Annotated in this window: 20 protein-coding genes; 10 read left to right on the forward strand and 10 right to left on the reverse strand. The window is 69.4% G+C overall.

The annotated features are described in order from the left end of the window. The first annotated feature begins 33 nt into the window (after window positions 1–33). Both sigK and JE033_RS08815 read left to right on the forward strand, forming a co-directional pair. On the forward strand, window positions 34–621 hold the full coding sequence (gene sigK / locus JE033_RS08810) for an ECF RNA polymerase sigma factor SigK (RefSeq protein ID WP_090147257.1): 588 nt from the start codon (window positions 34–36) through the stop codon (window positions 619–621). Further along, window positions 618–1,433 carry an anti-sigma factor domain-containing protein gene (locus tag JE033_RS08815; protein ID WP_200330835.1) on the forward strand — a complete coding sequence of 272 codons (816 nt, stop codon included), beginning with the start codon at window positions 618–620 and terminating at the stop codon, window positions 1,431–1,433. Before sigK ends, JE033_RS08815 begins: the two co-directional genes overlap by 4 nt. 135 nt (window positions 1,434–1,568) lie before the next feature. On the opposite strand, the gene JE033_RS08820 is transcribed toward JE033_RS08815, so the two are convergent. Further along, a complete protein-coding gene (locus JE033_RS08820; protein WP_090145665.1) occupies window positions 1,569–2,615 on the reverse strand; it encodes a hemolysin family protein in 1,047 nt (348 codons plus the stop codon). Then, entirely contained in the window at window positions 2,612–4,027 is a 1,416-nt protein-coding gene (locus JE033_RS08825) for a hemolysin family protein (RefSeq protein ID WP_234037126.1), read from the reverse strand. The genes JE033_RS08820 and JE033_RS08825 overlap by 4 nt, the downstream gene beginning before the upstream one ends. Before the next feature lie 236 nt (window positions 4,028–4,263). Between JE033_RS08825 and JE033_RS08830 the strand changes: the two genes are divergently transcribed. Further along, complete coding sequence (locus JE033_RS08830; protein ID WP_200330836.1) at window positions 4,264–4,914, forward strand: flavodoxin family protein; 651 nt, start codon at window positions 4,264–4,266, stop codon at window positions 4,912–4,914. Here the strand turns inward: JE033_RS08830 and JE033_RS08835 are convergent. Further along, complete coding sequence (locus tag JE033_RS08835) at window positions 4,902–5,066, reverse strand: hypothetical protein (RefSeq protein WP_200330837.1); 165 nt, start codon at window positions 5,064–5,066, stop codon at window positions 4,902–4,904. The genes JE033_RS08830 and JE033_RS08835 overlap by 13 nt on opposite strands. 174 nt (window positions 5,067–5,240) lie before the next feature. On the opposite strand from JE033_RS08835, the gene JE033_RS08840 reads away from it, so the two are divergent. From JE033_RS08840 to JE033_RS08850, 3 genes are all read left to right on the forward strand, one after another. Further along, complete coding sequence (locus tag JE033_RS08840) at window positions 5,241–6,617, forward strand: NAD-dependent succinate-semialdehyde dehydrogenase (RefSeq protein ID WP_200330838.1); 1,377 nt, start codon at window positions 5,241–5,243, stop codon at window positions 6,615–6,617. 80 nt (window positions 6,618–6,697) lie between these two features. Next, the gene (locus tag JE033_RS08845) at window positions 6,698–7,174 is read left to right on the forward strand and encodes a hypothetical protein (protein ID WP_200330839.1); all 477 of its coding nucleotides are present in this window, start codon (window positions 6,698–6,700) and stop codon (window positions 7,172–7,174) included. 28 nt (window positions 7,175–7,202) lie between these two features. Beyond that, complete coding sequence (locus tag JE033_RS08850; protein WP_234037127.1) at window positions 7,203–7,988, forward strand: alpha/beta fold hydrolase; 786 nt, start codon at window positions 7,203–7,205, stop codon at window positions 7,986–7,988. 18 nt (window positions 7,989–8,006) lie between these two features. On the opposite strand, the gene JE033_RS08855 is transcribed toward JE033_RS08850, so the two are convergent. From JE033_RS08855 to JE033_RS08865, 3 genes are read right to left on the reverse strand one after another with little or no spacing between them, the layout of a single operon-like run. Beyond that, a complete protein-coding gene (locus JE033_RS08855) occupies window positions 8,007–10,163 on the reverse strand; it encodes an iron ABC transporter permease (RefSeq protein ID WP_200330840.1) in 2,157 nt (718 codons plus the stop codon). 16 nt (window positions 10,164–10,179) lie between these two features. Further along, the gene (locus JE033_RS08860) at window positions 10,180–11,232 is read right to left on the reverse strand and encodes an iron-siderophore ABC transporter substrate-binding protein (protein WP_200330842.1); all 1,053 of its coding nucleotides are present in this window, start codon (window positions 11,230–11,232) and stop codon (window positions 10,180–10,182) included. After that, window positions 11,229–12,152, reverse strand: a complete 924-nt coding sequence (locus JE033_RS08865) for an ABC transporter ATP-binding protein (protein ID WP_200330845.1) — start codon at window positions 12,150–12,152, stop codon at window positions 11,229–11,231. The genes JE033_RS08860 and JE033_RS08865 overlap by 4 nt, the downstream gene beginning before the upstream one ends. 211 nt (window positions 12,153–12,363) lie before the next feature. Between JE033_RS08865 and JE033_RS08870 the strand changes: the two genes are divergently transcribed. Continuing rightward, entirely contained in the window at window positions 12,364–12,810 is a 447-nt protein-coding gene (locus JE033_RS08870) for an MmcQ/YjbR family DNA-binding protein (protein ID WP_200330847.1), read from the forward strand. Window positions 12,811–12,821: 11 nt separating this feature from the next. On the opposite strand, the gene JE033_RS08875 is transcribed toward JE033_RS08870, so the two are convergent. The 4 genes from JE033_RS08875 to JE033_RS14935 form a co-directional block, all read right to left on the reverse strand. Further along, window positions 12,822–14,936: a YncE family protein gene (locus JE033_RS08875; RefSeq protein WP_200330849.1), complete on the reverse strand. Its 2,115-nt coding sequence runs from the start codon at window positions 14,934–14,936 to the stop codon at window positions 12,822–12,824. A gap of 112 nt (window positions 14,937–15,048) precedes the next feature. Continuing rightward, a complete protein-coding gene (locus tag JE033_RS08880; protein WP_234037128.1) occupies window positions 15,049–15,960 on the reverse strand; it encodes an isoprenylcysteine carboxylmethyltransferase family protein in 912 nt (303 codons plus the stop codon). Between the two features lie 70 nt (window positions 15,961–16,030). Next, window positions 16,031–18,262 carry an acyltransferase family protein gene (locus tag JE033_RS08885; RefSeq protein ID WP_200330851.1) on the reverse strand — a complete coding sequence of 744 codons (2,232 nt, stop codon included), beginning with the start codon at window positions 18,260–18,262 and terminating at the stop codon, window positions 16,031–16,033. A gap of 80 nt (window positions 18,263–18,342) precedes the next feature. After that, the gene (locus JE033_RS14935) at window positions 18,343–20,919 is read right to left on the reverse strand and encodes a LuxR C-terminal-related transcriptional regulator (protein WP_200330853.1); all 2,577 of its coding nucleotides are present in this window, start codon (window positions 20,917–20,919) and stop codon (window positions 18,343–18,345) included. 282 nt (window positions 20,920–21,201) lie between these two features. Between JE033_RS14935 and JE033_RS08895 the strand changes: the two genes are divergently transcribed. From JE033_RS08895 to JE033_RS08905, 3 genes are read left to right on the forward strand one after another with little or no spacing between them, the layout of a single operon-like run. After that, a complete protein-coding gene (locus JE033_RS08895) occupies window positions 21,202–22,101 on the forward strand; it encodes an ABC transporter substrate-binding protein (protein ID WP_200330855.1) in 900 nt (299 codons plus the stop codon). Window positions 22,102–22,112: 11 nt separating this feature from the next. Next, window positions 22,113–23,141: an amino acid ABC transporter permease gene (locus JE033_RS08900; RefSeq protein WP_200330857.1), complete on the forward strand. Its 1,029-nt coding sequence runs from the start codon at window positions 22,113–22,115 to the stop codon at window positions 23,139–23,141. Then, complete coding sequence (locus tag JE033_RS08905) at window positions 23,138–23,917, forward strand: amino acid ABC transporter ATP-binding protein (protein WP_305068652.1); 780 nt, start codon at window positions 23,138–23,140, stop codon at window positions 23,915–23,917. Before JE033_RS08900 ends, JE033_RS08905 begins: the two co-directional genes overlap by 4 nt. The last annotated feature ends 9 nt before the right edge of the window (window positions 23,918–23,926 follow it).

Consider the following 23,926-nt stretch of genomic DNA (forward strand, 5'->3'; position numbering starts at 1 on the left):
CAGAGTGGAGGTGAATGAGGCATGCTGAGTGTGATGGTCATTGACGGGGTGGAAATACCGGAGGACGGCGCGAGCGTCGATCCGGCGGATAGGGCGCTCGCACGCGCCGCGGTGGGAGACCAGCGCGCCTTCGCCGAGCTGTACGATCTGCTCTCGGCCCGAGTGTTCGGTCTGATCCTCAGGGTCCTGGTCGACCGGTCGCAGAGCGAGGAGGTACTGCAGGAGGTCTTCCTCGAAGCGTGGCAGACCGCGGATTCGTTCAATCCGGAACGGGGCCGGGCTCGCACGTGGCTCCTCACGATCGCCCACCGGCGAGCGGTGGATCGTGTCCGCGCCTCGCAGGCGTCCCGTCGCAGGGACCTCGCCGCCGGTACGCGCGACTTGGCGGAAGCGCAGCCGGCAGTCGATGAGGAGGTGGAGCTCATGATCGACGGCACGCGTGCCGTGCACGGCCTCAGCGAACTCCCCGAGCCTCAGCGCCGCGCGATCGTGCTCGCCTACTTCGGCGGGTACAGCCAGAGCGAGATCGCCGTGCTCCTCGGAGCGCCGCTCGGCACCATCAAATCAAGAATTCGAGACGGTTTGACCCGTCTCAGGAAAGAAATGGAGGCGACGCGATGAACGAGCAACAGTTCCGCGAGCTCTCCGCTGCCCGCGCCCTGCATGCGCTCTCCCCGGAAGAGGAGCAGAGCTTCTCGGAGGCGCTGGCGGCTCATCCAGAATGGCTCGAGGTCGTCGACGAGGATCGCGAGACGGTCGCGGCCATCGCCGTTTCGACGCCCGAGGTCGCGCCGCCCGCTGGAGCCCGCGCCGCGATCCTCGATCTGATCGCGCGCTCGCCGCAGTTCGAGGCCGGTCACGAGCCCGAACCCCGCGCGGAGGCGACTCCGACGCCTCGACCGACGCCCGCCCGCCCGGGCGATCTGGTGCCGGAGCTGATCGAGGAGCCGGATGATCCGGAGCTGGCGTTCAAGCGTTCGCGCCGCAAGGCGGCCTGGTTCGGGCTTGCGGCGTCGGTCGCGGTGCTGCTCGCGATCGCGCTCGCGCTGCCGATGGGTGGAATCGTGGCCCCGCAGGATCCCGTTTCGGTCGCCCTGCAGCAGGTCGAGTCGGCGCCCGACTCGCAGTCGACGACGGTCAGCGTCGGATCGGCGGAAGCGACGCTGCACTGGTCGGACTCCACGCAGCAGGCCGTGTTCATGACGGACGGCATGGAGGCGGCGCCCGAGAATCACGATTACGAGGTGTGGCTCGTACGCGGCGATCAGCCCATCTCGCTCGGCGTCATGCATGCCGACGCGAACGGCGGCGCTGCGGTGCTCGCCGAGGGGTTCACGCCCGGCGATGCGCTCGCGGTGACGGTCGAGGATCGCGGCGGGTCGCCCACGGGCGCCCCGACCACCGATCCGATCGTGGTGGTCGCTTCGGCCTGAGCCGGCCGCGGGCGCGCAGACACATGCCCACCGAAAGCGCGTTTCGTGCGCTCTCCTCACAGGAACAGAGCACGAAACGCGCTTTCGTCGCAGAAGTCCCCGCGATCCACTCGGATCGCGGGGACTTCGCGGTGGTTACAGCGCGTGCGCGGTGTCTTCGACCTCGCCCACGAGTTCCTCGACGATGTCCTCCAAGAAGAGCACACCGGTGAAGCCGCCCGCCTCTGAGCCGACGCGAGCGATGTGCGCACCGCGCTCGCGCAACAGCTCGAGTGCGTCCTCGACCTCGGCGCCCGCCGCCACGGTGGGCAGGTCGCGCGCGCGGCTCGAAGGAATCGGGGCGTCGATCTCCGCCGCGGAGGAGAGGTCGAGAATGTCCTTGAGATGCAGGTAGCGCTCGGGCTGACCGTCGGCGGAGTGCAGCACGTAGCGCGAGTAGCCGTGCTCGGACACCGCCTGCTGCACCTGGCGCGGGGTCGCATCGAGGGGCAGTCGCACGAGGGCGTCGAGCGGCACCTCGACATCGGAGACGTGCTTCTCGGTGAACTCGAACGCGGCGGAGATCGTCCCGCTCGTATCCTCCAGGGTTCCCTCGCGGGTCGACTGCTCGACGATGCTCGCGACCTGGTCGATGGTGAACGCCGTGTTCGCCTCGTCTCTCGGCTGCACGCCGCAGAGGCGGAGGAAGCCGTTGGCGATCCAGTTGAGCGACCGGATCACGGGCCCGACCACCTTGGACACGAAGACCAGCGGCGGGGCGAGCAGGAGCGAAGCGCGATCCGGCACCGAGAACGCGAGGTTCTTCGGCACCATCTCGCCGAAGACGACGTGCAAGAACGTGACGAGCAGCAGTGCGACGATGAACGCCGTGACGGATACGGCTTCCGCGGTGAGCCCCGTCCATGCGAGCAGCGGGATCTCGAGCAGGTGGTGGATCGCCGGCTCCGAGACGTTCAGAATGACGAGCGAGCAGACGGTGATGCCCAGCTGGCTCGTCGCCAGCATGAGGGTGGCGTGCTCCATGGCCCAGAGCGTCGTCTTGGCGGCCTTGCTGCCCGCTGCGGCGCGCGGTTCGATCTGCGACCGCCGAGCGGAGATGACGGCGAACTCGGCGCCGACGAAGAACGCGTTCACCACGAGGAGCACGACGAGCCAGATGAGCCCGGGAAGATACTCGTTCATCGTTCGACTCCCTGGCGTCGGTTCTGCTGATCGGTCCGGCCCGGCTGCGCGGGCTGGCGGCCCTGCTCGAAGGCGTCCATCACCTTGGTGCGCGTATTGAACGCTGGGTCGCTCTCGCGATCGGATGTGGCGTACCGCAACCGCGTGATGCGCGAGCCGTCGAACTCCTCGACGCGCAGCGTGCCGTTGGCCAGCGCGAGCTCCTCTCCGAGGTCGGGGATGCGCTCCAGGGTTTCGAGCACGTACCCGGCGACGGTCTCGTACTCTTCGCTCTCCGGCACGCGGATCGCGAGCCGGTCCCAGAGCTCGTCGGGGCGCAGCGAGGCGGGGAAGAAGATCTCATCGCCGCTCACCACGACGTCTTCGAGGAGTGCGTCGTGTTCGTCGCGCACCTCTCCGAGCAGCTCCTCGACGAGGTCTTCGAGCGTCACGACCCCTGCGGTGCCTCCGTGCTCGTCGACGACGACCGCCATCTGGTAGCTGCGCTGCCGCAGCACCTCGAGCAGCGAGGCCACTCCCGCGGCTTCCGGGACGCGAACGGGCTCTGACATGAATTCCGACACGGAGGTGTAGTCGCGGCGATCGAAGTCGACCGCGTAGGCCGACTTCACGTGCACGATGCCCACGATGTCGTCGACGCTCTCATCGAACACCGGGTACCGGGAGTGGCCGGTCTCGACGCTGCGCGCGACGACTTCGGCCGCGGACGCGGTGCGGGGCAGCATCTCGGCGACGACGCGGGGCGTCATCACGTCTTCTGCCGTGCGGGACGAGAAGGAGAGGGTGCGGTGCAGCATGGTGGCTTCGTCGTGGTCGAGGGATCCCTCGAGCGCCGAGCGGCGCACGAGGAAGCTCAGCTCTTCAGCGGTGCGCGCCCCGGAGAGCTCCTCCTTCGGTTCGATGCCCATCGAGCGGATCAGCCGGTTGGCGGTGCCGTTGAGCAGTGCGACCACGGGGCGGAAGGTGAAGGTGAACGCGATCTGCAGCGGGATGACGACCTTTGAGGTCGCAAGCGGCACCGCGAGTGCGAAGTTCTTCGGAATCAGCTCGCCGAAGATCATCGAGAACAGTGTGGCGAGCGTGATCGCGACGACCGCGCCGACGCCGACGACGCCCGCCTCTGGCACCCCCGCGTTCATGAGCGGACCGCGCAGCAGCGCGCTGATCGCCGGCTCGAAGGTGTACCCGGCGAGCAGCGTCGTGAGCGTGATCCCGAGCTGCGCCGCCGAGAGGTGGGTCGACGTGATCTTGAGCGCCGAGATGGTGGGCCCGAGTCGCCGTTCGCCGCGCGTGCGGCGCTGCTCGAGCTCCGGCCGGTCCAGGTTCACGAGTGCGAACTCGGACGCCACGAAGACGCCCGTGCCGAGCGTCAAGAGGACCCCCGCGAGGAGGCCCCAGATTTCCCCTGTCATCGCTCACCCCCAACGCGCGCTGAAAGGGTGAGCTTCGTACTATGACCGGGTCTGTCGTCCATGAGTACTGAAACTAGCGGTGGCAGCCGTGAAAGTGCCGTGACTGCAGGACGCTGAACTGCGGAGGATCATGCCGCTTTCGGCGGGATGCCGCGATCCGGGGCCACGGCTAGCGCGAGCGCGCAGAATGCGAAACCCCCTGATGCCGTCTCGGCGCCCGCCCGTAGTCTCGGCCCATGTCAGGATACGAAACCACCTTTGATGCCCATAACGAATCCTTGATCGCCGCTCCCAGGGCGCTGCTCATCAACTGCACGCTGAAGCCGTCGCCCCAGCCCTCGAGTGGTGACGTGCTCGGCGGGCAGGTGCTGCAGCAGTTGCAGGAGCACGGGGTGCAGGGCTCGTCGATCCGCGCGGTGGATCACCGGATCCTCCCCGGCGTCGAGAACGACATGGGTGAGGGAGACGCCTGGCCCGAGATCAGGGAGGCGGTGCTGCAGGCCGACGTGCTCGTGTTCGTGACGCCGACGTGGCTGGGGCAGCACTCGAGCGTCGCGCAGCGCGTGCTCGAGCGGCTCGACGCCGAGATCTCCGCGACCGACGCATCGGGTCGTCCCACCCTCTTCGGCAAGGTCGCGATTCCCGTTGTCGTCGGCAACGAGGACGGCGCGCACCACATCTGCGGCATTCTCGCGCAGGCACTCGGGGACACCGGCTTCACGATTCCGACGCAGTCCTCGGTCTACTGGAACGGTCAGGCGATGGGCGGCACGGATTACCGCGAGCTCGACGAGACGCCGGAGGCGGTGGCGACGACCATCCGCATAGCGGCGGCCAATGCCGCGCACCTCGCGGAACTGCTGCGGGGCGAGCCCTACCCCGTGTGAGTCGTCGCGTCGTCGCGCTGCATCGCGGAGCGGCGGGCGCGCTGAGCGCGGATCGCGATGTTCCAGCGCTTCGCGTTGAGCGCGGTGACGACGGCGGCGACAACGCCGGGAACGGCGATCGTCATGATCATGATGAGGGCCTGGGGTTCCATGGTTCGAGCCTAAGCAGGTTCGCGGCGCACCGCCTCCCCCGAGAGGATGACTCCCGGCGAGGTCCGCCGCGCACGCATTCCCGAGGGGCGTGGGTACAGTGGGACGCGGAGCCGCGTGATCTCATGCGGATCCTGGCGCGTCGACGCGCCGCCCTATCTGGAGGAAAGATAACCATGTCCAAGTACCGGGTGCAGAATCCTGCCACGGGTGAGGTTCTCGAGACGTTCGAGGCCGCGACCGATGCGCAGATCGAGGAGGCGCTCGCGGGCGCCGACGCCGTATACCGGGAATGGCGGGAGCGGAGCGTGCAAGAGCGCGCCGCTGTCGTCAAACGGGTCGCCGAGTTGTTCATCGAGCGCAAGGACGAGCTCGCTCGTCTGATCGCGCTGGAGATGGGCAAGTCGATCGCCGAATCGATCGACGAGGTGGAGTTCGCGGCCCAGATCATCGACTACTACGCGGTGCACGGTCCGAGCCTGATCACCGATTACGAGATCCCGAGCACGATTCCGGGGAAGGCGTACATCGAGCACCTGCCGGTGGGCGCGCTCCTCGGCGTGATGCCGTGGAATTTCCCGTACTACCAGGTGGCGCGCTTCGCAGCGCCGAACCTGGTGCTCGGCAACACGATCCTGCTCAAGCACGCCGACGTCTGCGCGCGTTCTGCGCTGACGATCCAGGAGATCATGGAAGAGGCCGGCGTTCCCGTCGGCGGATACCAGAACGTGTTCGCCTCGCACGATCAGATCGCGACGATCATCGCCGACCCGCGGGTGCAGGGAGTGTCGCTCACGGGCTCCGAGCGCGCTGGAGCGATCATCGGCGCGCAGGCCGGATCGCATCTGAAGAAGGCGGTGCTCGAGCTCGGCGGCATCGACGCGATGGTCGTGCTCGACTCCGCCGATGTGGCCGATGTCGCGAAGCAGGCGTGGGATTTCCGCGTCTACAACGCCGGCCAGGTGTGCAACTCGAACAAGCGCCTCATCGTGATGGACGACATCTACGATGAGTTCGTCGCTGAGCTCGTGAGACTCGCCGAGGGCCTGGAGCCGGGCGACCAGCTCGATCTCCAGGAGGGCCAGTACGTGCCGCTCTCGTCGCGCACAGCTGCGGAGACCGTAGACGCGCAGGTGCAGAAGGCCGTCTCCGAGGGGGCGCGGCTGCTCGCGGGCGGCACGCTCTCCGAGGGGCCGAGCGCGTACTACTCGCCAGCGGTCCTGGTCGACGTGCCGCGGGATTCCGAGTCGTACGGCGAGGAGATCTTCGGGCCGGTCGCCACGGTGTACCGGGTGTCGAGCGACGAGGAGGCGCTCGAGCTCGCGAACGACTGCGCGCTGGGGCTGGGCGGTTCGGTGTTCTCGACCGACGAAGCCCGCGCCACTCGGGTCGCCTCGCGACTCGAGACCGGCATGAGTCACGTGAACATCATCGCCGCGGAGTCGGCTGAGATTCCGTTCGGCGGCGTGAAGCGCTCGGGCTTCGGCCGTGAGATGGGTCCGATCGGCATCGGGGAGTTCGCGAACAAGCGACTCTTCTTCGTCGCCGAATAGCGCTCTCGTCGCGGTGCTGCGAGCGGGTCGGGGGATGCGCCTCCGGCCCGCTCGCATGCGCGGGGTGCAGACTGGGATGCATGCGCATCCGCACCGAGTTCGAAGCCGCTTGCCCGCCTGACGTCGCCTGGCGCGCGCTCCACGACCCGAGCGTCGCGGCCGAGCTGTACGCGCCGTTCCTCGTCATGCAGCCCGAACGCGCGTTTCCGGAAGCGCTGACCACTGGCACCGAGATGCGCGCGCGGCTGCGCGTCTTCGGCGCGCTGCCGGGCGGCGCCCAGATGATCCGGATCACCGATCTTCCCTCGGCCGCGGGCGCCGACTGGCCCCGTACGATGCGCGATCACGGTCGTCCGCTCACGGGACCGCTCGCACTGCTCGCCGAGTGGCGGCACGAGATGACGATCTCGCGATCCCGCGCCTCGGAGCACCGTGCGGTCTGGACGGATGAGCTGCACATCGGCGGCGCGATCGCACCCCTCTTCCGCCCGGTGCTCGCCCTGATGTGGCGCTGGCGTGGGCGCAAGCTGCGCCGCCTCGCCCGGAACTGGCAGTAGACGCCCACGCGAACGGGAGGGACGGGGAATGGCCAACGTGCGCATCGGCGGCGTCGCCCTGTACGAGGAGGTCACGGGCACGGGCGAGCCCGTCGTGATGCTCCACGGCGGCTTCTGCTCGCTCGAGTCGCTCGCCCCGATCGCGGGCGCGCTCGCCGCATCGCGCCGCGTGCACGCCTACGAGCGGCCCGGGCACGGTCGTTCCGCGGATATCGCCGGGGGCTACTCCTACGAAAGCGGGGTCGCCGATGCGCTCGCCTATCTCGACGCGCACGATCTCGCCGACGCCCACATCGTCGGATACAGCGACGGAGCGATCATCGGGCTGCTCCTCGCAATGCAGCATCCGGAACGAGTGCGCACGCTGACCGCGATCAGTGCGAACCTCGACCCTTCGGCCTACGACCGAGACCAGGCGGTGAACGGGCCGATCCTGCCGGCACTGCCGCCGGCCGGCGGCGCGGTGCACGGCCCCGAAGCGCAGGATCGCGTGAGCCCCGAGCGCGAAGCCTTCGAGCGCCTGTCGCCCGATGGCGCCGCCCACGCCGACGCCGTCTGGGAGAAGTGCATGCGACTCTGGACGACCGAGCCGCACATCGACCCGACCGACCTCGCGCGCGCCACCTCGCCGGTGCTGGTGCTCGCCGGCGACCGCGACACGGTGCGACCGCTCCACGCGCTGCGCATCGCCGCGGCGCTGCCGAACGCGCGCCTCGGCCTCATCCCCGGCACGACGCACGGTCTCGTCGCGGAGAAGCCGGCGCTCGTCGCGGCGCTCATCGAGGACTTCCTCGGCGAGGCCATCACCGGCTGAGCGGGGTGCGCCCCCGCCTCAGGCTGAGCGCCGCAGCAGCCACACGAAGTATGGGGCGCCGATGAGTGCGAGCATCAGCCCGGCGGGCAGCTGGGCGGGCGAGATGAGGGTGCGCCCGAGGGTGTCGGCCACGCAGACCAGCAGGCCGCCGAGCAGCATGGAGACGGGAATGATACGCGTATGCCTGGCGCCGACGATGGCGCGCGCCAGGTGCGGGGCGACGAGTCCGACGAAGCCGATGACTCCGACCGCCACCACGCTGACCGCCGCGAGTGCGGCTGCGATGGCGAGCAGCGAGAAGCGCGTCTTCTCGAGCCCGATGCCGAGAATGCGCGGGGTGTCCTCGTCGATGGCGAGCAGGTCGAGATGGCGGCGCAGCCCGATGAGGATCGGCAGGGCGATCACCAGCGCGATCGCGACGGGCAGCACGTCCGGGAGCGACCGCCCGTAGGTGGTGCCGGAGAGCCACGTCAGGATGCGCGGGGCGTTCCAGGGGTCGGCGCGCAGCAGCAGGAACGTGGTGAGCGCGGTCAGGCCGTACCCGCAGCCGATGCCGATGAGCACGAAGCGATCGGGCAGCATGCCGCCGCGCCAGGAGAGCACTGCGATGAGCGCGAACGTGGCGAGGCCGAAGGCGAGGGCGAGCACCACGAGCAGCGGTCGCCCGCCCCCGTTGGTCACGGCGATCACGGCGCCGAGCCCGGCACCCGCCGTGATTCCCAGCAGTCCGGGCTCCGCGAGCGGGTTGCGCACGGTCGACTGCACGACGCAGCCGGAGAGCGAGAGCGCCGCGCCCGCAAGCAGCGCAGCGGCCACGCGCGGAACGCGTTCGTCGATGGCGCGCGTGACCAGGTCGGGAGCGGCTCCCTGCAGCCAGAGTGCGAGGTCGCCCGTTCGCAGCCACAGGCTGCCCGCGAGGAGCCCGACGATCGCGGCGGCGACGAGGAGCACCCCGGCGATGGCGATGACGACGCCGAGACGGCGGCGGGAACGCCCGGGGGCTTTCGCCTGGGGCGGGTTCCGCACGCCCCCCGCGTCTCGCATGCGGAGCGCGAGCACCACGATGACCACGGCGCCGAGCAGCGCGGTCGGAATTCCTGTGGGCACGGACGTCGCACCCTCCGCGCCGAGGATCGCGCGGAGCCCGGCATCGGCGAGGAGGATGAGGAGCGCGCCGAGCAGGCCGGAGACCGGGATGAGCAGCACGTGCCGTGCGACGGGCCGCACCTTCGCGGCGATGAGCCGTGCGAGCACGGGTGCTCCGAGTCCGACGAAGGCGATGGGCCCCGCCAGCATGACGGCGGTGCTCGTGAGCAGCACGGCGCAGGTCACCGAGATGAGTCGGGTGGCGCGAATCGGCACCCCGACCGCGGAGGCGGTGTCGTCGCCGAGGCCGAGCACGTCGAGTCGGCGCGCGAGCAGCAGCGCCACCGCGAGCACGACGACGATGAGGGGGATGGCGCGCAACGAGGCGTCGATGTTGAGCTGCGCCAGAGATCCGCTGCCCCAGGCGAAGAGGCCGGTGGTGTTCTCCTTGAACAGGATCAGCAGCATCGCGGTGCCGGCATCGAGCGCCATCGCGAGCGCAGAACCGGCGAGGATCAGTCTGGTTGTGCCGGTACCAGCGGTACTGCCGGCGAGGGTGAGCACGAGCGCGGCTGCCGCGAGACCGCCGACGAAGGCGACGCCGCCAGACGCCCACATGGGCAGCGACAGCCCGAAGGCCGCGACTGCAGTGAGCGCGAAGTACGAACCCGCGGTCACCGCGAGCGTGTCGGGAGAGGCGAGCTGGTTGCGCGTGATCGATTGCAGCAGCGCGCCTGCGACTCCGAGCGCGACTCCGACGGCGATGCCGGCCGCGAGACGCGGCAGCCGGGAACCGGTGAGCACGTCGCCCACCGGGACGCCGTTCACCGATTCTCGGGCGCCGCCCGCGTAGCGCATGAGGTCCCAGACCCCGACGCCCGAGGTTCCCTGGGTGATGTGCCAGGCGCCGACGGCAACGACGCCGACCGCCAGTGCGACGAGCACCGCGACACCGCTCGCTCCACCGCGCAGGCCCAGATTCCGCAGGCCGGGTCCCTGCGGCCTCGGGCCCTGGGACCCAGTGGTGCCGGCATCCGTGACCGCGGGTCCTCGCGGCCCCGCGGTCACGGGAGCGGTGCTCGTCGCCATCGCGTTCCTGTGTCCGCTACTTCTCGAGGATCGCGTCGACGAATGCGTCGACGGCCTGCTGGCCCGAGAGCGGACCGCCCGCACCCCAAACCCCGGAGGGGAATGCGCGCGCACGGCCCTCCTCGACGGCGGGGAGCGAGTTCCAGATCGCGCTCTTCTCGAGCTCGTCGGTGTAGCCGCCCTCCTCCGTGTAGAAGAGGTTCGCATCGCCGACGGCCGTCAGGCCTTCCAGATCGGTCTGCGCGAGGCCGTAGGCGGGATCCACCCCGCCGTTGCCGTACGCCTGGTCGATGTCGTCCGACCACGCCGGGGTGAGGCCGAGCTCTTCGCCGAAGGCGGTGAACAGCGCGCCCTCGCCGTAGGGGCGGATCACGAGGTTGCTGCCCTCGATCCAGCCGTCGAAGTAGACGAAGTCGGTCGTGGGCAGGTCGGCGGTGGCGACCTCCTCCTTCGCGTCGGCGAGGTGCTGGTCGAAATCGGCGAGCACCGCCTCGGCGCGCTCGGTGCGGCCCGTGGCCTCGGCGATGAGCGTGAACACGTTCTTCATGTTGCCGATCGGGTCTTTCGTGTCGGCTCCGACCGTCACGAGAACGGGCACATCGCTCTCCTGCTCGAGCGTCTGCACGATATCGGCGTCGGCCTCGAAGGCCTCGACGATGATGAGGTCGGGCTTCGCGCCGTAGAGCGCATCCAAATCGGGCTCGCCTCGGGTGCCCAGGTCGACCACGTCCTCGGGAAGCTTCTCCGCGCTCACCCACGTGGCGTACCCCTCGGGGTCGGAGACCGCGACGGGCGCGACGCAGAGCGTCATCGCGTCTTCGGCCTGCTGCCATTCGAGCACCGCGATGCGCTCGGCCGGTGCGTCGAGCTGCACGGTGCGACCGACGCCGTCGGTGATCTCGATCGGACCGGTCGACGTCGTGGTCGAGTCGTTCTGGCAGGCCTCTGATGTCGCCTGAGGCGCGTCGTCGGCGCCTCCCTCGACAGAGGTCGTGCCGCAACCGGCTGCGGTGAACGCGACGGCGGTGACGACCGCGGCCGCGGCTGCGGTGCGAAGAGTACGGATCATGCGGGGTTCCTCTCGGAGGGGGTGGCTGGAGTGAACGAGACGTGGGGGATGCCGGCAGGGCTTCCGGCGCTGGGCGATCGAGGCGCGTGCCTGCTGATCGGGTCGACGCGCACGCGACCGGTCAGTTCGTCGACGTCGACCTCGACGGGGATGCCGTAGACCTCGCTGAGGTGCTCAGCGGTGAGCACGTCGGCCGGGGCGCCCGAAGCGCGGATGCGCCCGTGATCCATCAGGATCAGGTGGTCGGCGACGCGCGCGGCGTGGTCGAGATCGTGGAGCACGATGCCGACGGCGACACCGGTCTCTTCGACGAGATCGCGCACGAGGTCGAGTGTTTCGATCTGATAGCGCAGGTCGAGGTGGTTGGTGGGTTCGTCGAGGAGCACCGCGCCGGTCTCCTGCGCGACGCATGCCGCGAGCCACACGCGCTGCATCTCGCCGCCCGAGAGTTCGCCGACCGGGCGGGTGGCCATGTCGCGCACGCCCGTGGCACCGAGCGCATGATCGATCGCCCGTCGATCGGTTTCGGTGAGGCCGGCGAAGCGGCGACGGTGCGGATGGCGGCCGAAGGCGACGACTTCACCGACGGTCAGTCCCTGCGGAGCTGGGCGCGACTGCGAGAAGAGGGTCACCTCGTGGGCGAACTCGCGGGCGGTGAGCAGCGAGACGGGGCGGGCGTCTGAGGTCCCGGCGGCCCTGATCGTCACCGCGCCGCTGGGCGCCGGGTGGAGACGGGCGAGCGCGCGCAGCAGTGTGGACTTGCCGCTGCCGTTCGGCCCGACGAGGGCGGTCGCGCATCCGGGCCGCAGCGTGATCGACACGTCGCGCACCACGTCGGTCTTGCCGTACGCGAGATCGAGATGCTCGCCGCGCAGGGTCACGGGTTCGCGCGACGCAGATGCTGGACTGGCTGGTGGCATGCGGTGGATCCTGAATCGAAAGGGGCGGGGACGAGGCGACTCCGACTCGGTCGCTCGTGCAACTTAGGACAGCCTTGCTTACATCAGACTAGTTGCGGGCGGTCCGCCTCTGCAATTTCCATGCAAACTCTGAACGCGCGGATCACCGTCCTGAACGCGTGAGTGCGCGCCGACGCTGGCGAGCATCGACGGGGTGCGCGAGAATCGACCCATGGACGGTCTGGTGCTGCAGGAGCGAGCCGCGGCGCGCACGAACGAGCTGCCGGGGGCCGCACTCGAGCACCCGTTCGGCCCCGAGTTCGACGTCTACAAGGTGTGCGGCAGAGTCTTCATGCTGGTGTCCGATCTGCGTGAGACGCCCATCGTGACGCTCAAGGCCGCCCCCGCCGACGCGACGGCGCTGCGCGAGGCCTACGCCGAGATCAATCCGGGCTACCACATGAACAAGAAGCACTGGATCACCCTCACGGGGGGAGGGGCACTCGAACCCGAGATGCTCGACGATCTGGTGACCGAGTCGTACCTGCTCGTGGTCGAGAAGCTGCCCCAGCGCCTGCGTCCGGTCGACCCGGCGACGTTCGGCCGCCGCGTGGAGAGCATCGCGGGTGACTCCGCTGAGCCGGCCCCGGACCCGGACGAGTCGCGAGGCCGGCCCTGATCGGTGCGATCTCAGCGCGTGGTGCGGCGAGCGGCGCGTGCGCCCAGCACGAGGACCCCGGCGAGCGCGAGGGAGGCCGCGAGCCCGGCCAACGGTGCGGTGTCGGCCCCCGTCGCGGCCAGTTCAGGAGAACCGGCCGTCTGCGCAGCAGCACGCGCCGGGGCACCCGTCGACGCACCCGGTTCGACCGCACCCGCCTCGCCGGCACCGTCGACGCCGCCGTCTGCGGCTCCGGTGGCCGTCCCCGCGCCGTCTGCGGCTCCCTCGGCACCGGTGTCGGCATCGGCTCCAGCCGCGGCTTCGACGACCGTCGCGGTCACGGAGAACGGCAGCGGCACCTTCTCGGAGTCCATCGCTGCACCGGTGGTCAACCACCAGGGCTGCAGTTGCGGATCGAGCCACTGCACGAAGTCTGCGGGGTAGGAGTCCGGGTAGGTGCGTCCGTTGAGTTCGAGCGCGCGCCCGGTGAAGTCAGGGGTTGCGGTCAGTGAGAGTCGGTCTCCCTCACGCGTGATCACCGCGTCGGAGAACGTCGCGAGAGCGACTCGTCGATAGCCGTCGCTCGCGAGTTCGCCGGACACCTTCCACGCCGCATCGAAGGTCAGCGATCCCGTGCCGTCGGCGGCGATCTGCAGGCGGGGGTTGCCCAGGGTGGTGCTCACCTCGGGCGCGAGGCCCGGGTAGTGCTGCACGAAGATGCCGTCGTTCCAGACGATGTCGGCCGCGCCGCTCACGGTGTCGTACCAGCCCGATCCGTCGGCGAACCCGAACTCCGCGTTCTCATGCGTGGTGGCTCCGAGCGGTCTCGGTGACCAGGCCAGCATGTACTCGTTGAGCGCCCACGCCAGGCCGCCGTCACTCGTCTCCGACGCGCCGGCGGGTGCCGGGCTCGCCGCTGGCGCCTCCGGACCCTCCCACGGGGCCTGCTCGCCCGGGGGCTCTTCGGTGTCGCCCTGACCGGGAGTCTCCTCGCGGATCATCGGGGTCACCAGGTCGCCCGTTCGAACGAGCTCGCTCAGCCTGTCGGAGTACGGGTGGCTGATGTAGGCCCGCGTGCCATCGGCATTCACGTCGAGCCCCCATGTATCGGCATTCCCGGCGCCGGTGCCGGCGGTCACTCCGGCAGCGGTGAAATCGACGGCCGTCTGCGCGGTCCAGGTATCCGGGCTGATGACGGAGACGGTGTTCGAGAATCCGTCTGTCGTGAAGACCTCGTGCGTCGTCGGATTGACGGTCATCTCGTAGACGTTCTCACCCACCTCGATGGGCGTGCCGACGAAGCGGCCGTCTGCGACGCGAAGGCTCACCACCTTCGTGCGGTCCCACGAATCGGTGAGCGTCGGCGACACGGCGATATGCAATTCGCCGAGGCCCTCATCCATCGCCAGCGCCGCGGCGCGGCCCCCCACCGGCTCCCCCTCGACGGCGAGAGCGGAGACGGGGAAGGCGAGCGAATCGACCCAGGTGCCGGTGATGGTGCTGTAGCCGGTGATCACCTTGGCGCGCCCCTCGGCGATCCAGATCATGTGGTTCGTCGAGTCGTAGACCGCGTCCTTGATCAGGGGGTAGCGCTCGGTGCTGATCGCGATCGGCGCGGAGACGGCGCCCGTTGCCACGTCGACACGGGTGAGGGCGCTCGAATCGTAGACGTAGAGCATTCCGGTGTCGCGATCCTCGACCACGCCGCTCGGGAAGGCGGGCACCCCTCCGATCTCGCGCACCTCGTGGTCGGCCGACTCGAGGTCGACGATGCTGATGGTGCCCGATCGGTTGTGCAGCACGTAGAGGCTGGCACCGTCGGCGCTCAGCGCGATGTCCGTTGGCTCTGCCTGCGGCAGGTCGATGCTCTCGGCGGCAGGAGATCCGGTCTGCATGTCGAACCACGCGATCCGGCTGAGCGGTCCTTCCGCGGAGTCGCCGTCGACGGTCACGTAGACGCGCTGGCGGGCGTCGTCGACTACTGCGGTGCGGCTCACCTCGCCGACGCTGTGCGTGCCGGCGATGGCGAACTGCGAGCTCGCGGCCCGGGCCGGTTGCGGATTGAGGATGAGCGCGAGGCCGGCGAGGAGCAGCGCGGCGAGCGCGACTGGGAGGAGGCGCAGAGGGTGTGCTGGAGCGGATCGCATAAGAAGTCGGTCTCCCTGAAACGGTGGTGTGGACAGACCACTCATCATATGAAAGTTAGGACACCCTACACAACATCCGATCAATCTCGGCGCGTTGCCCGCCTTCGGTTCGTCAGCGGCGGGGAAGCCGCGGCGCGCGCGGCACCCAGCAACCCACGTCGCGCTCATAGGCCTCGAACTCCGAGCCGAAGCGCGCGCGCAGATCGGACTCCTCATGCGGTCGGATCAGCCAGTTCCACACGATTGAGCCTGCGAGCGCGTAGAGGACGACGAGCCACGATCCGAGCATGCACCCCACCCCGACGCCCTGCACCACGCCCGCGAGCGCCATCGGATTTCGCACCCACCGATAGGGCCCGGCGATGACGAGACGCCGCGCCGACGCAGACGGAAGCGGTGTGCCCTCACCTCGGGTCGACATGGTGAGCGCCGACCAGATGCCGAGCGCACTTCCGGCCGCGAAACACGCACCGCCGGCGACCGCTGCGAGCAGCGGAAACGCGATCCTCACCCCCCAGCGCGCCTCGATCACGGCGATGACGAGGGGCAGCACCCCGAGGAAGCACCCCCAGAACACGATGATCTGGCGCCCGGTCCGGGCGACGTATCCGCCGCTCGTCGCGTGATCCGCCTCACGGAACGCGAACGGACCGACGAGCAGCTTGTCGCTCGGAAGGCGCCCGTACCGATCGAGTGCTCCGGCGCCGATGCTGCCGAACGCAGCCGCCGCCATCGCGATGGCGCCCCACCCGCCGAGTCCTGTCACCGTCGCGTACGTGGCCATGCCGAGGGCGACGAGCAGCGTCCAGGGGACGGCGACCCAGACTGCCGACCGCACGCCGGCCGCGACGAGCGCCGAAGCGCCGACGAAGAGCGGGATGTCGAACACCGCGATGGTCTCAGCGTCGAGGCCGCCGAGCGTCGCCTGCCGCACTCCAGGGACGGTGAACACGCCGACCCACCACAGCGCGCCGGCGCCTGCCTGCATCCCGAAGTACCAGCGAGCCATCGCGCGCGCGAACATGCTCCGAGTCTAGGAGGCGGGCGCGATACCGCGTCTGCAGCAGCGCGCCGCGCAGGCAGGCGGTCGCCCGTCACGCCCGCAACACCGCGGAGATCCGATCTGCGAAGGGATCTGCGAGCATCTCGGCGTAGGCCCAGCTGACATGGTGCGAATCGCGAAAGGCGAGTACCCCGCCGATCACCGGCGGGCACGAATCCTCGACGATGAAGTACTCGCTCATGTCGACGAGGTCGACGACCGGCGTCGCGTCTGCGGTTCGGCTGCGAGGCGTCGCCGTGGAGAGCGACTCCGCGGCGTCGGCGAGAGGGTCGGCGCCCAGCGCCTCGGCCATCGGCACCGCGCACGCGTCGGCCGCCGTCGTGCCGTGGCCGGATACGCACTGCAGCACGCGCTCGGCCATCTGAGGGGTGTCGCGGATCGCGAGGACCCGCTGCACGGAGGGGGGCAGCTCCCGCCACCGCTCGGCGTATCCGCGCTCCGCCGCCGCTCGCCAGTCACCACTTCCGGAGACCATCCGATTCGTCGACTTCGCCGCCGTCATCACCGTGTCGATCGACGGATCGTCGACGAGGCGCTGCAGGACCGCATCGTTCCAGGCCGCGCAGTCGGAGCGCAGCGCCACGTTTTCGGCCTCGGGCGAACTCGCGAAATCGCGCTCGGCGGCGGTGAACGGGCACGACGCCTTCGCCATCACGATCACGCGCCACCGCTGCTGCTCGGCCCGGTGCACGAGCGCCGGGAGCCACTGCTCCGCGTGCGAATCGCCCACGAGGGCGATCGTGTGCGTTGCGCGTGCGGCGTCCGCTCCGTATTCGCACGGCTCGACCGCGGTTCCCGCTCGCGGGCTGAGGCACCGCTCGGGGGAGACCGCCGCGAGTGCCGGCTCGGGAATCGGCAACTGCTCGGGCAGCGCTTCGCACCCCGACTGCGGGTCGAGAGCGGAGACGCCGAGGCACGGATCGGGATCTTCCAGCACCAGGGCCACCCGATCCCGCTCCGCTTCCACCTGCTGATCGGCCGGGTGCACACCGACGAGCGCGCCGGCGAGCAGCACCACCATGCCGGCGCTGGTGATCGCCAGCGCGCGAGCATCGGGCCAGTCGCGGGAGAGTTCCGCACGGAACGGGTCCTCGACCCAGACCTTCGAACCCCACGCCAGCAGAATCGTCGCACCGATCACCGCCATCGCGCCGAGCACGCCGGCGCTCCTCCCGAGTGCGAACGGCAGCAGCACGATGAGCGGGAAGTGCCAGAGGTACGCGCCGTACGAGATGTCGCCCAGCCACTGCATGGAGGGCGCGCCGAGCCAGCGCGTCGGAGCGGCTGCCCCGGCGGGCTCCTGCGCCGCGATGATGAGCAGGGTGGCGATCACCGGGAGCAGCGCGGCCGCGCCGGGAAACGGGGTGGCATCCGTGAACCAGAGGGCCGCCGCGGCGATGCCGGCGAGCCCCGCCCACGCCGCTGCGCTGCGCACCCGCACCGGCAGACGGTGGAGGATCGCGCGGCGCGATGTCGCCGCCCAGGCCAGCAGGCCGCCCGCCGCGAACTCCCACGCCCGGGTGGTCGTCACGAAATACGCCTGCGCCGGGGCGGCGGAAGTGAGCACGATCGAAGTGATGAGCGAGGCGACGCAGACGCACGCGATGAGCCCCGCGAAGACGTGACGGAAGCGGAGCCGCGTGACACGCGCTGCGACCGCGACGGCGAGTACGGCGACGAGCGGCCACACGATGTAGAACTGCTCTTCCACGGAGAGCGACCAGTAGTGCTGCACGGGGGAGACCTGGGATTCCGCCGCCATGTAATCGACCGACTGCGCCGCCAGCACCCAGTTCTGCACGTATGCCGCCGACGCGGCCACCTGCGCGAGGAACTCGGGAAGGTAGCCGCGAGGTGCGAAGCACCAGACCGAGACCAGTGTGACGGCGAGCACGAGGAGCGCGGCCGGCAGCAGTCTCCTGGCGCGGCGCGCCCAGAAGCGCACGAGATCGACGGTGCCCGAGGTCTCGGCCTCGCGGAGCAGCTGACCCGTGATGAGGAACCCGGAGATCACGAAGAACACATCGACGCCGATGTACCCGCCCGGAAGGGCTTCGGGGGAGAGGTGGTAGAGCAGCACGAGGGCCACAGCGATGGCGCGCAGGCCCTGAATGTCGCGACGCACGCGGTGCTCCGATCGAGGCGGTGCGCCGAACGCCGCCCCCGACGCGCCGCCGCTCGCGCCGCCACGCTCGCCTCCGGGGGCCGCTACCGCTGCCGGTACCGGCGCCGCTGCCGCTTGCGCGCGCGTCGAACGGGACATTGCATCGCCTTCGCTTCACCTGTGAGCTCGTCCAGACAGGCTATGCAACGATTCGGCCACGATTCAAGGCCTTGCGCGACTCAGACCAGCCCCATCTGGCGCGCCCTGGCGAGGGCCTCCGTGCGGCTCGAGACCTTGAGCTTCTTGTAGATGCTGCGCGTCTGCGTCTTGATCGTGTTGGAGGACACGTGGAGATCGCCCGCGATGTCGTCGATGGATCCGCCCCTCGCGAGTTCGATCAGCACCAGCGCTTCGCGCTTCGACAGCTCTTCGAGCACGACCTCGTCGCCCGCGAAGGGGCTGCCCGGGGGAACGCGCCAGATATCGAGCGGCACGAGCGTCCTGATGATGGCCATCTCGCCCGACGGGATCCAGAGGAGCGGCAGTCGATTGTCGAGCCGGTCGAGTGCGAGGAACGCCTGCGTGGCGAGGGATGTCGCGCACTCCGCATTGCCCTGCCGTGCATACGCCGCCGCGCGGAGCAACTGCTGCTGCACGGCTTGCGCCGGAAACGGGCCGCTGTCGTTCGCGCTCGAATCGTGGGCGTCGCGCTCGAGCGCGTCGAGATGGGTGAGAGCGTCGATCGGCTGCGATGCGAGGATCGCGAGTCGTGCGCGCGCCAGACGAGACGAGGCGCCGATCCCGGGGTGCGCGAGGGCTGCTCGTGCGCCGACGAGATCTCCGGTCGCGAGCAGGAACTCGCCGCGGAGCGTCTGCAGCTCTTCGGCCCACCCGGCGCTGAGCGGCAGATGCTCGCGCGCGGCGAGCGCCCCGTCGAGCTCTTGATATCCGAGCGCTGCCTGATCCGCGACCAGCCGCGCGATTCCGCGCGTCCAGACGATCGCCGGCCACAGCTCCGACTCGTCGAGGTGCGTCTCGGTCGATCGCAGCGCCTCGAACGCCTCGTCGTGTCGCCCGAGGCTCGACGCCCGCAGCGCTCTGGCGAGGTGCCAGCCGATGCTGTGCGGGGAGTCCCACCAGTCGGCCCGCGAGGCATCGACGGCGGCGAGTTCGCGTTTGGCCGCCCGCAGGTCGCCCATGCGCGCGTGCGCGAAGGCGAGCATCGAATGCTGGTGAGTTCGACGGGCCGGGTGCGCATCGTCGGCCAGCCCCTCGGCGAGTGCGAGTGCGCGAGGAATGCGGGCTGCGAGGAGTTCGGTGAGGACGACCTGCAAGCGGGCGGCGTGCATTCCCGACCGCCAACTCGGGGAGCCGAGTCCGCTCTGCCGTAAGAACTGCTCTCCAGCCTCAGCCGCTGCTTCGTAGGAGCGGCTCACGCGCAGCCCGGCGAACCGGGCGAGCTGCAGCAGGCGGCCCGCAGCCCCGCCCGCCTCCGCCACTCGATGCTCGAGCGTCGGCATGCCCAGCTCGAGCAGCTGCCGCATGCGCGGCGTCGGCACCAGGGAGTCCTCGCTCAGGGCGACGGCGATCATGATCGGGATCGTGCCCTCGCGCTGCTGCCGCTCCGCTGAGATGCCCTCCGTCACCGCGACGAGTTCGCGCGAGCGCTTCAGGTTGATCTCCGAGTAGTTGCGCACGAAGTGGGGGAAGATGGCGCGATCCATGTTTCCGTCGATGAGGAGTTCGAGGATGTCGATCGGATCGGCGTGCTCGTACAGGTGCTCGAATGCGAGTCGGCGCACCTCGGCGATGCGCTCCTGCGGGAGCTCGGTGAGCGCTCGAGTACGCAGGGCGCCCGCGATGAGCGTGTGCAGCCGAAACGCCGCGCGACCGTGCCGGGATTCCACGCGGCCGTATCCGAGCGCGTCGAGGCGCTCGAGATTCGCCCAGGCGTTGGCTCCCCCCAGTCGATCCGCGAACGATCGATCGATCTCCGGCACCAGTGCGGCCATCAGGGCGAGCGTGCGGTCTTCGGGAGCCGGGAACTGCGGAGCGAAGTCGGCGAGCGCACCCTCGATGCCGTATTGCACCTCGTCGGGAGTGGGACGGCGCGCACCGTCTCGCGACAGGCTCGACATGACGGACAATGCGAGGCGCACCGCAAGCGGGTGGCCCCGAGTCGACCGTCGCAGAGCGGCGAGCTCGGGCGTCGACAGCTGATAGGGCAGCGTCGCCGCGAGCGCAGCGATCTCGTCGGTCGTGAATGCGAGATCGCTGATGCTGAGGGAGGTGACGGCGAGCCCTGCCGCGGTCAGGGGAACCTCGAAACGGGTGCGCGATCTCGATGCGGCGAGCAGTCTCAGGTTCGGGGATCGGCGAAGCAGCGACACCAATTGATCCTGCAGCTCGCCCGCGACGAAGTGCAGGTCGTCGAGCACGAGCGTGACGGGATGCGGGTCGCGCATCGTGGCCGAGGTGATGAGCGAGAGCGCTTCTTCGGGGCGAATGCGTCCCGCCAGGTAGTCGTTCGCGAGCGACGCGAAGGTCTCGGGGCGTGCGGCCTGCAGCGCCTGGAGGAGTCTGGACCACAGACTGTGCGGATCGCTCGCACCGGAATCGAGTGCGACCCATGCCGGTGCGGAGGGGCGGTGATACGCCAGCCACTGCGACATGAGCTCGGTCTTCCCCGCGCCCTGCTCGGCGTGGATGATGACCACGCGCCCGGAATGGCCGATCCGGTGGAGGAGGCGGTCGCGCCGTACGTGCCCGTGCGCGTCGACCGCGGCGCGCGCTTCGGCCACAACGTCCCCCGGCACTGAGCTTCCCCACTTCTTCAGCCCGGTTCGTTCCCGCGACCACGGGCTGAGGTGCTTCGCGTATCCTGCGGCTCCTGGTCGGGCCGGTCACAGCTTAACCGGAATGTTACCTCAGCCGCCCGGCCCGGGAAGCGGCGGATTCCAGCGCCGTACTGCCGGTGGCGGCAGTCGCTGTATGGACCGGGGGAGAGACTCTGTCACAGATCCGTTACCGGAGCGCAGTAGGCTCGGGGTCGAGATTCAGACCGGACTCCCAGTCCCTTCCGAAACATGGAGACATCAATGAAGATTCGTTTCGCACTTCCCGCTCTCGCCGCAGCGGCCGTGCTCACACTCACCGGGTGCGTCAACAACGCCGAGTCCGAAGGAGGCGCGGGGTCGGGCGATGCCGCGCCGGCGACCGAGATCACCGCGGATGACGCCGCGGTCGAACTCCTTCCGCAGGAGCTCAAGGATTCCGGCGAACTCCGCATCGGCACCGACGCGGAGTACCCGCCGAACGAGTACAAAGACGCCGACGGCAACCCCGTGGGCTGGGGCGTCACCCTCGCCGAGGCGGTCTCCGCGAAGCTCGGTCTCGAGCCCAAGTGGGAGATCCTCGGGTTCGACAGCATCATCCCGCGCATCCAGGAGGGGGCACTCGACATGGGCTCCTCCTCGTTCACCGACAACGTCGAGCGCCAGAAGTCGGTGGACTTCGTCGACTTCCTGAACGCGGGCACGCAGTGGGCCGCTGCCAGCGGCTCCGACGTCGACCCCGACGACGCGTGCGGCCTCACCGTGGCCGTGCAGGCGACGACCGTCCAGGACACCGACGAGCTGCCGGCGAAGTCGAAGGCCTGCACCGACGCCGGTAAGGATGCGATCGAGGTCCTGCGGTTCGACGGGCAGCCCGAGGTGACGCAGGCCGTCGTCGACGGCCGCGCCGACGCCTTCTCGGCCGACCTGCCCGTAACGGGCGACGCGGTCGCGAAGCTGAGCGACCAGCTCGAGACCGTCGGGGACGTGTTCGATGCAGCTCCGTACGGGTTCGCCACGCAGAAGGACAGCGACACCACGAAGGCGATCCAGGCGGCGCTGCAGTCGCTGATCGATGACGGCACCTACCTCGACATCCTCACCGAAGCGGGGATCGAAGACGGCGCGGTGGAGCAGGCCGACATCAACGCCGGCACGGAGTAAACGCGTAGATCATGTCGCATACCCACTCCTCTGATGCGGGGCCAGAGGCCCCGCATCAGGAGTCGGCGCCGATCGAGGCGATCCGACTCCGGCACCCCTGGCGCACGGTGTTCGCCGTCGTGCTCCTGCTCCTCGTGGCGCTCTTCATCTACGACACAGCGTTCAACCGTCCGGTGTTCAACTGGGGCGAGGTCGGCAAGTACCTGTTCGATGTGCGCATCGTGTCGGGCGCCGGCTACGCGCTGCAGCTGACGGTCTACTCGATGATCATCGCCGTGCTGCTCGGCGTCACCATCGCCGTGATGCGCCAGTCGCCGAACCCGGTCGTGAAGTCGATCGCCTGGGTGTTCCTGTGGCTCTTCCGCGGCACCCCGGTCTACGTGCAGCTCGTCTTCTGGGGCCTGGTCCCCACGATCTACAAGTCGATCAGCCTCGGGGTCCCGTTCACGGAGGCCGCCTTCACGCTCAACACGAAAGATCTGCTGAGCTACTTCACGCTCGCCGTCATCGGCCTGGCCTTGAATGAAGCGGCCTACATGGCGGAGATCGTTCGCGCTGGGCTCCTCTCCGTGGAGAAGGGGCAGAACGAAGCGGCGACCGCGCTCGGCCTCGGCTGGTGGCACACGATGAGTCGCGTGATCCTGCCCCAGGCCATGCGCGTCATCATTCCGCCGACCGGCAACGAAGTCATCTCCATGCTGAAGACCACGTCGCTCGTGACCGCCGTGCCCTTCACGCTCGACCTGTACGGGCGGGCGCGCGACATCTCGGCGGTGACCTATCAGCCCGTGCCGATGCTGATCGTGGCGTCCATCTGGTACCTGGCCGTCACCTCGATCCTCATGGTGGGTCAGTACTTCCTCGAGAAGCACTTCGCCAAGGGCGTGATGCAGCGACCGGACGTCATGAAGCCGACCGTCGCCACGCAGTCGGTCCGCGTCGTCGGCGTCGAGGACCCGGCGCATCCGACCTACCCCAGTGCGAGCGGCGGCGAGAACATCGTGCCTCCCCACAATCGACCCGGAGGGGGCGGCGCATGAGCGTGCACGCGACAGATACGCCGATGGTGCTGGCGGAGGGCGTCTCGAAGTCCTTCGGCTCGAACCTGGTGCTCAAGTCGATCTCACTCGAGGTGCAGCGCGGCGAAGTGCTCTGCCTCGTCGGGCCCTCCGGCTCCGGCAAGTCGACGTTCCTCCGGTGCATCAATCACCTGGAGACCGTGAACGCCGGCCGACTCACCGTCGACGGGGTGCTCGTCGGGTATCGGCAGAAGGGCGACAAGCTCTACGAGATGCATCCCCGCGAGGCCGCGGCACAGCGTCGCGACATCGGCATGGTCTTCCAGCGGTTCAACCTCTTCCCGCACATGACCGCGCTCGAGAACGTCATGGTCGCCCCCACGCTGCTGAAGAAGGGCACCAAGGCAGAGCTGAAGTCGCGGGCGATGGAGCTGCTCGCGCGCGTCGGCCTCGCCGAGCGCCACGACTACTACCCGGCGCACCTGTCGGGCGGGCAGCAGCAGCGCGTCGCGATCGCGCGAGCGCTCGCGATGGATCCGAAGCTCATGCTCTTCGACGAGCCGACGTCGGCCCTCGATCCCGAGCTCGTCGGCGAGGTGCTCGACGTGATGAAGGGTCTCGCGGAGAGCGGCATGACGATGATCGTCGTGACGCACGAGATGGGATTCGCGCGGGAGGTCGCCGACAAGCTCGTGTTCATGGACGGCGGCGTCGTCGTGGAATCGGGAGACCCTGCAGAGGTGCTCGCGAATCCGAAGCGCGAGCGCACCAAGGCCTTCCTGTCGAAGGTGCTGTAGACGCCGACA

This window comes from Leucobacter sp. L43, from assembly GCF_016597785.1.
Taxonomy (GTDB): Bacteria; Actinomycetota; Actinomycetes; order Actinomycetales; family Microbacteriaceae; genus Leucobacter; species Leucobacter alluvii.

Bases quoted from the DNA above. Each gene is read 5' to 3' on its own strand.
- sigK (WP_090147257.1), top strand. From the start codon at position 34: ATGGTCATTGACGGGGTGGAAATACCGGAGGACGGCGCGAGCGTCGAT.
- JE033_RS08815 (WP_200330835.1), top strand. From the start codon at position 618: ATGAACGAGCAACAGTTCCGCGAGCTCTCCGCTGCCCGCGCCCTGCAT.
- JE033_RS08820 (WP_090145665.1), bottom strand. From the start codon at position 2,615: ATGAACGAGTATCTTCCCGGGCTCATCTGGCTCGTCGTGCTCCTCGTG.
- JE033_RS08825 (WP_234037126.1), bottom strand. From the start codon at position 4,027: ATGACAGGGGAAATCTGGGGCCTCCTCGCGGGGGTCCTCTTGACGCTC.
- JE033_RS08830 (WP_200330836.1), top strand. From the start codon at position 4,264: ATGTCAGGATACGAAACCACCTTTGATGCCCATAACGAATCCTTGATC.
- JE033_RS08835 (WP_200330837.1), bottom strand. From the start codon at position 5,066: ATGGAACCCCAGGCCCTCATCATGATCATGACGATCGCCGTTCCCGGC.
- JE033_RS08840 (WP_200330838.1), top strand. From the start codon at position 5,241: ATGTCCAAGTACCGGGTGCAGAATCCTGCCACGGGTGAGGTTCTCGAG.
- JE033_RS08845 (WP_200330839.1), top strand. From the start codon at position 6,698: ATGCGCATCCGCACCGAGTTCGAAGCCGCTTGCCCGCCTGACGTCGCC.
- JE033_RS08850 (WP_234037127.1), top strand. From the start codon at position 7,203: ATGGCCAACGTGCGCATCGGCGGCGTCGCCCTGTACGAGGAGGTCACG.
- JE033_RS08855 (WP_200330840.1), bottom strand. From the start codon at position 10,163: ATGGCGACGAGCACCGCTCCCGTGACCGCGGGGCCGCGAGGACCCGCG.
- JE033_RS08860 (WP_200330842.1), bottom strand. From the start codon at position 11,232: ATGATCCGTACTCTTCGCACCGCAGCCGCGGCCGCGGTCGTCACCGCC.
- JE033_RS08865 (WP_200330845.1), bottom strand. From the start codon at position 12,152: ATGCCACCAGCCAGTCCAGCATCTGCGTCGCGCGAACCCGTGACCCTG.
- JE033_RS08870 (WP_200330847.1), top strand. From the start codon at position 12,364: ATGGACGGTCTGGTGCTGCAGGAGCGAGCCGCGGCGCGCACGAACGAG.
- JE033_RS08875 (WP_200330849.1), bottom strand. From the start codon at position 14,936: ATGCGATCCGCTCCAGCACACCCTCTGCGCCTCCTCCCAGTCGCGCTC.
- JE033_RS08880 (WP_234037128.1), bottom strand. From the start codon at position 15,960: ATGTTCGCGCGCGCGATGGCTCGCTGGTACTTCGGGATGCAGGCAGGC.
- JE033_RS08885 (WP_200330851.1), bottom strand. From the start codon at position 18,262: ATGTCCCGTTCGACGCGCGCGCAAGCGGCAGCGGCGCCGGTACCGGCA.
- JE033_RS08895 (WP_200330855.1), top strand. From the start codon at position 21,202: ATGAAGATTCGTTTCGCACTTCCCGCTCTCGCCGCAGCGGCCGTGCTC.
- JE033_RS08900 (WP_200330857.1), top strand. From the start codon at position 22,113: ATGTCGCATACCCACTCCTCTGATGCGGGGCCAGAGGCCCCGCATCAG.
- JE033_RS08905 (WP_305068652.1), top strand. From the start codon at position 23,138: ATGAGCGTGCACGCGACAGATACGCCGATGGTGCTGGCGGAGGGCGTC.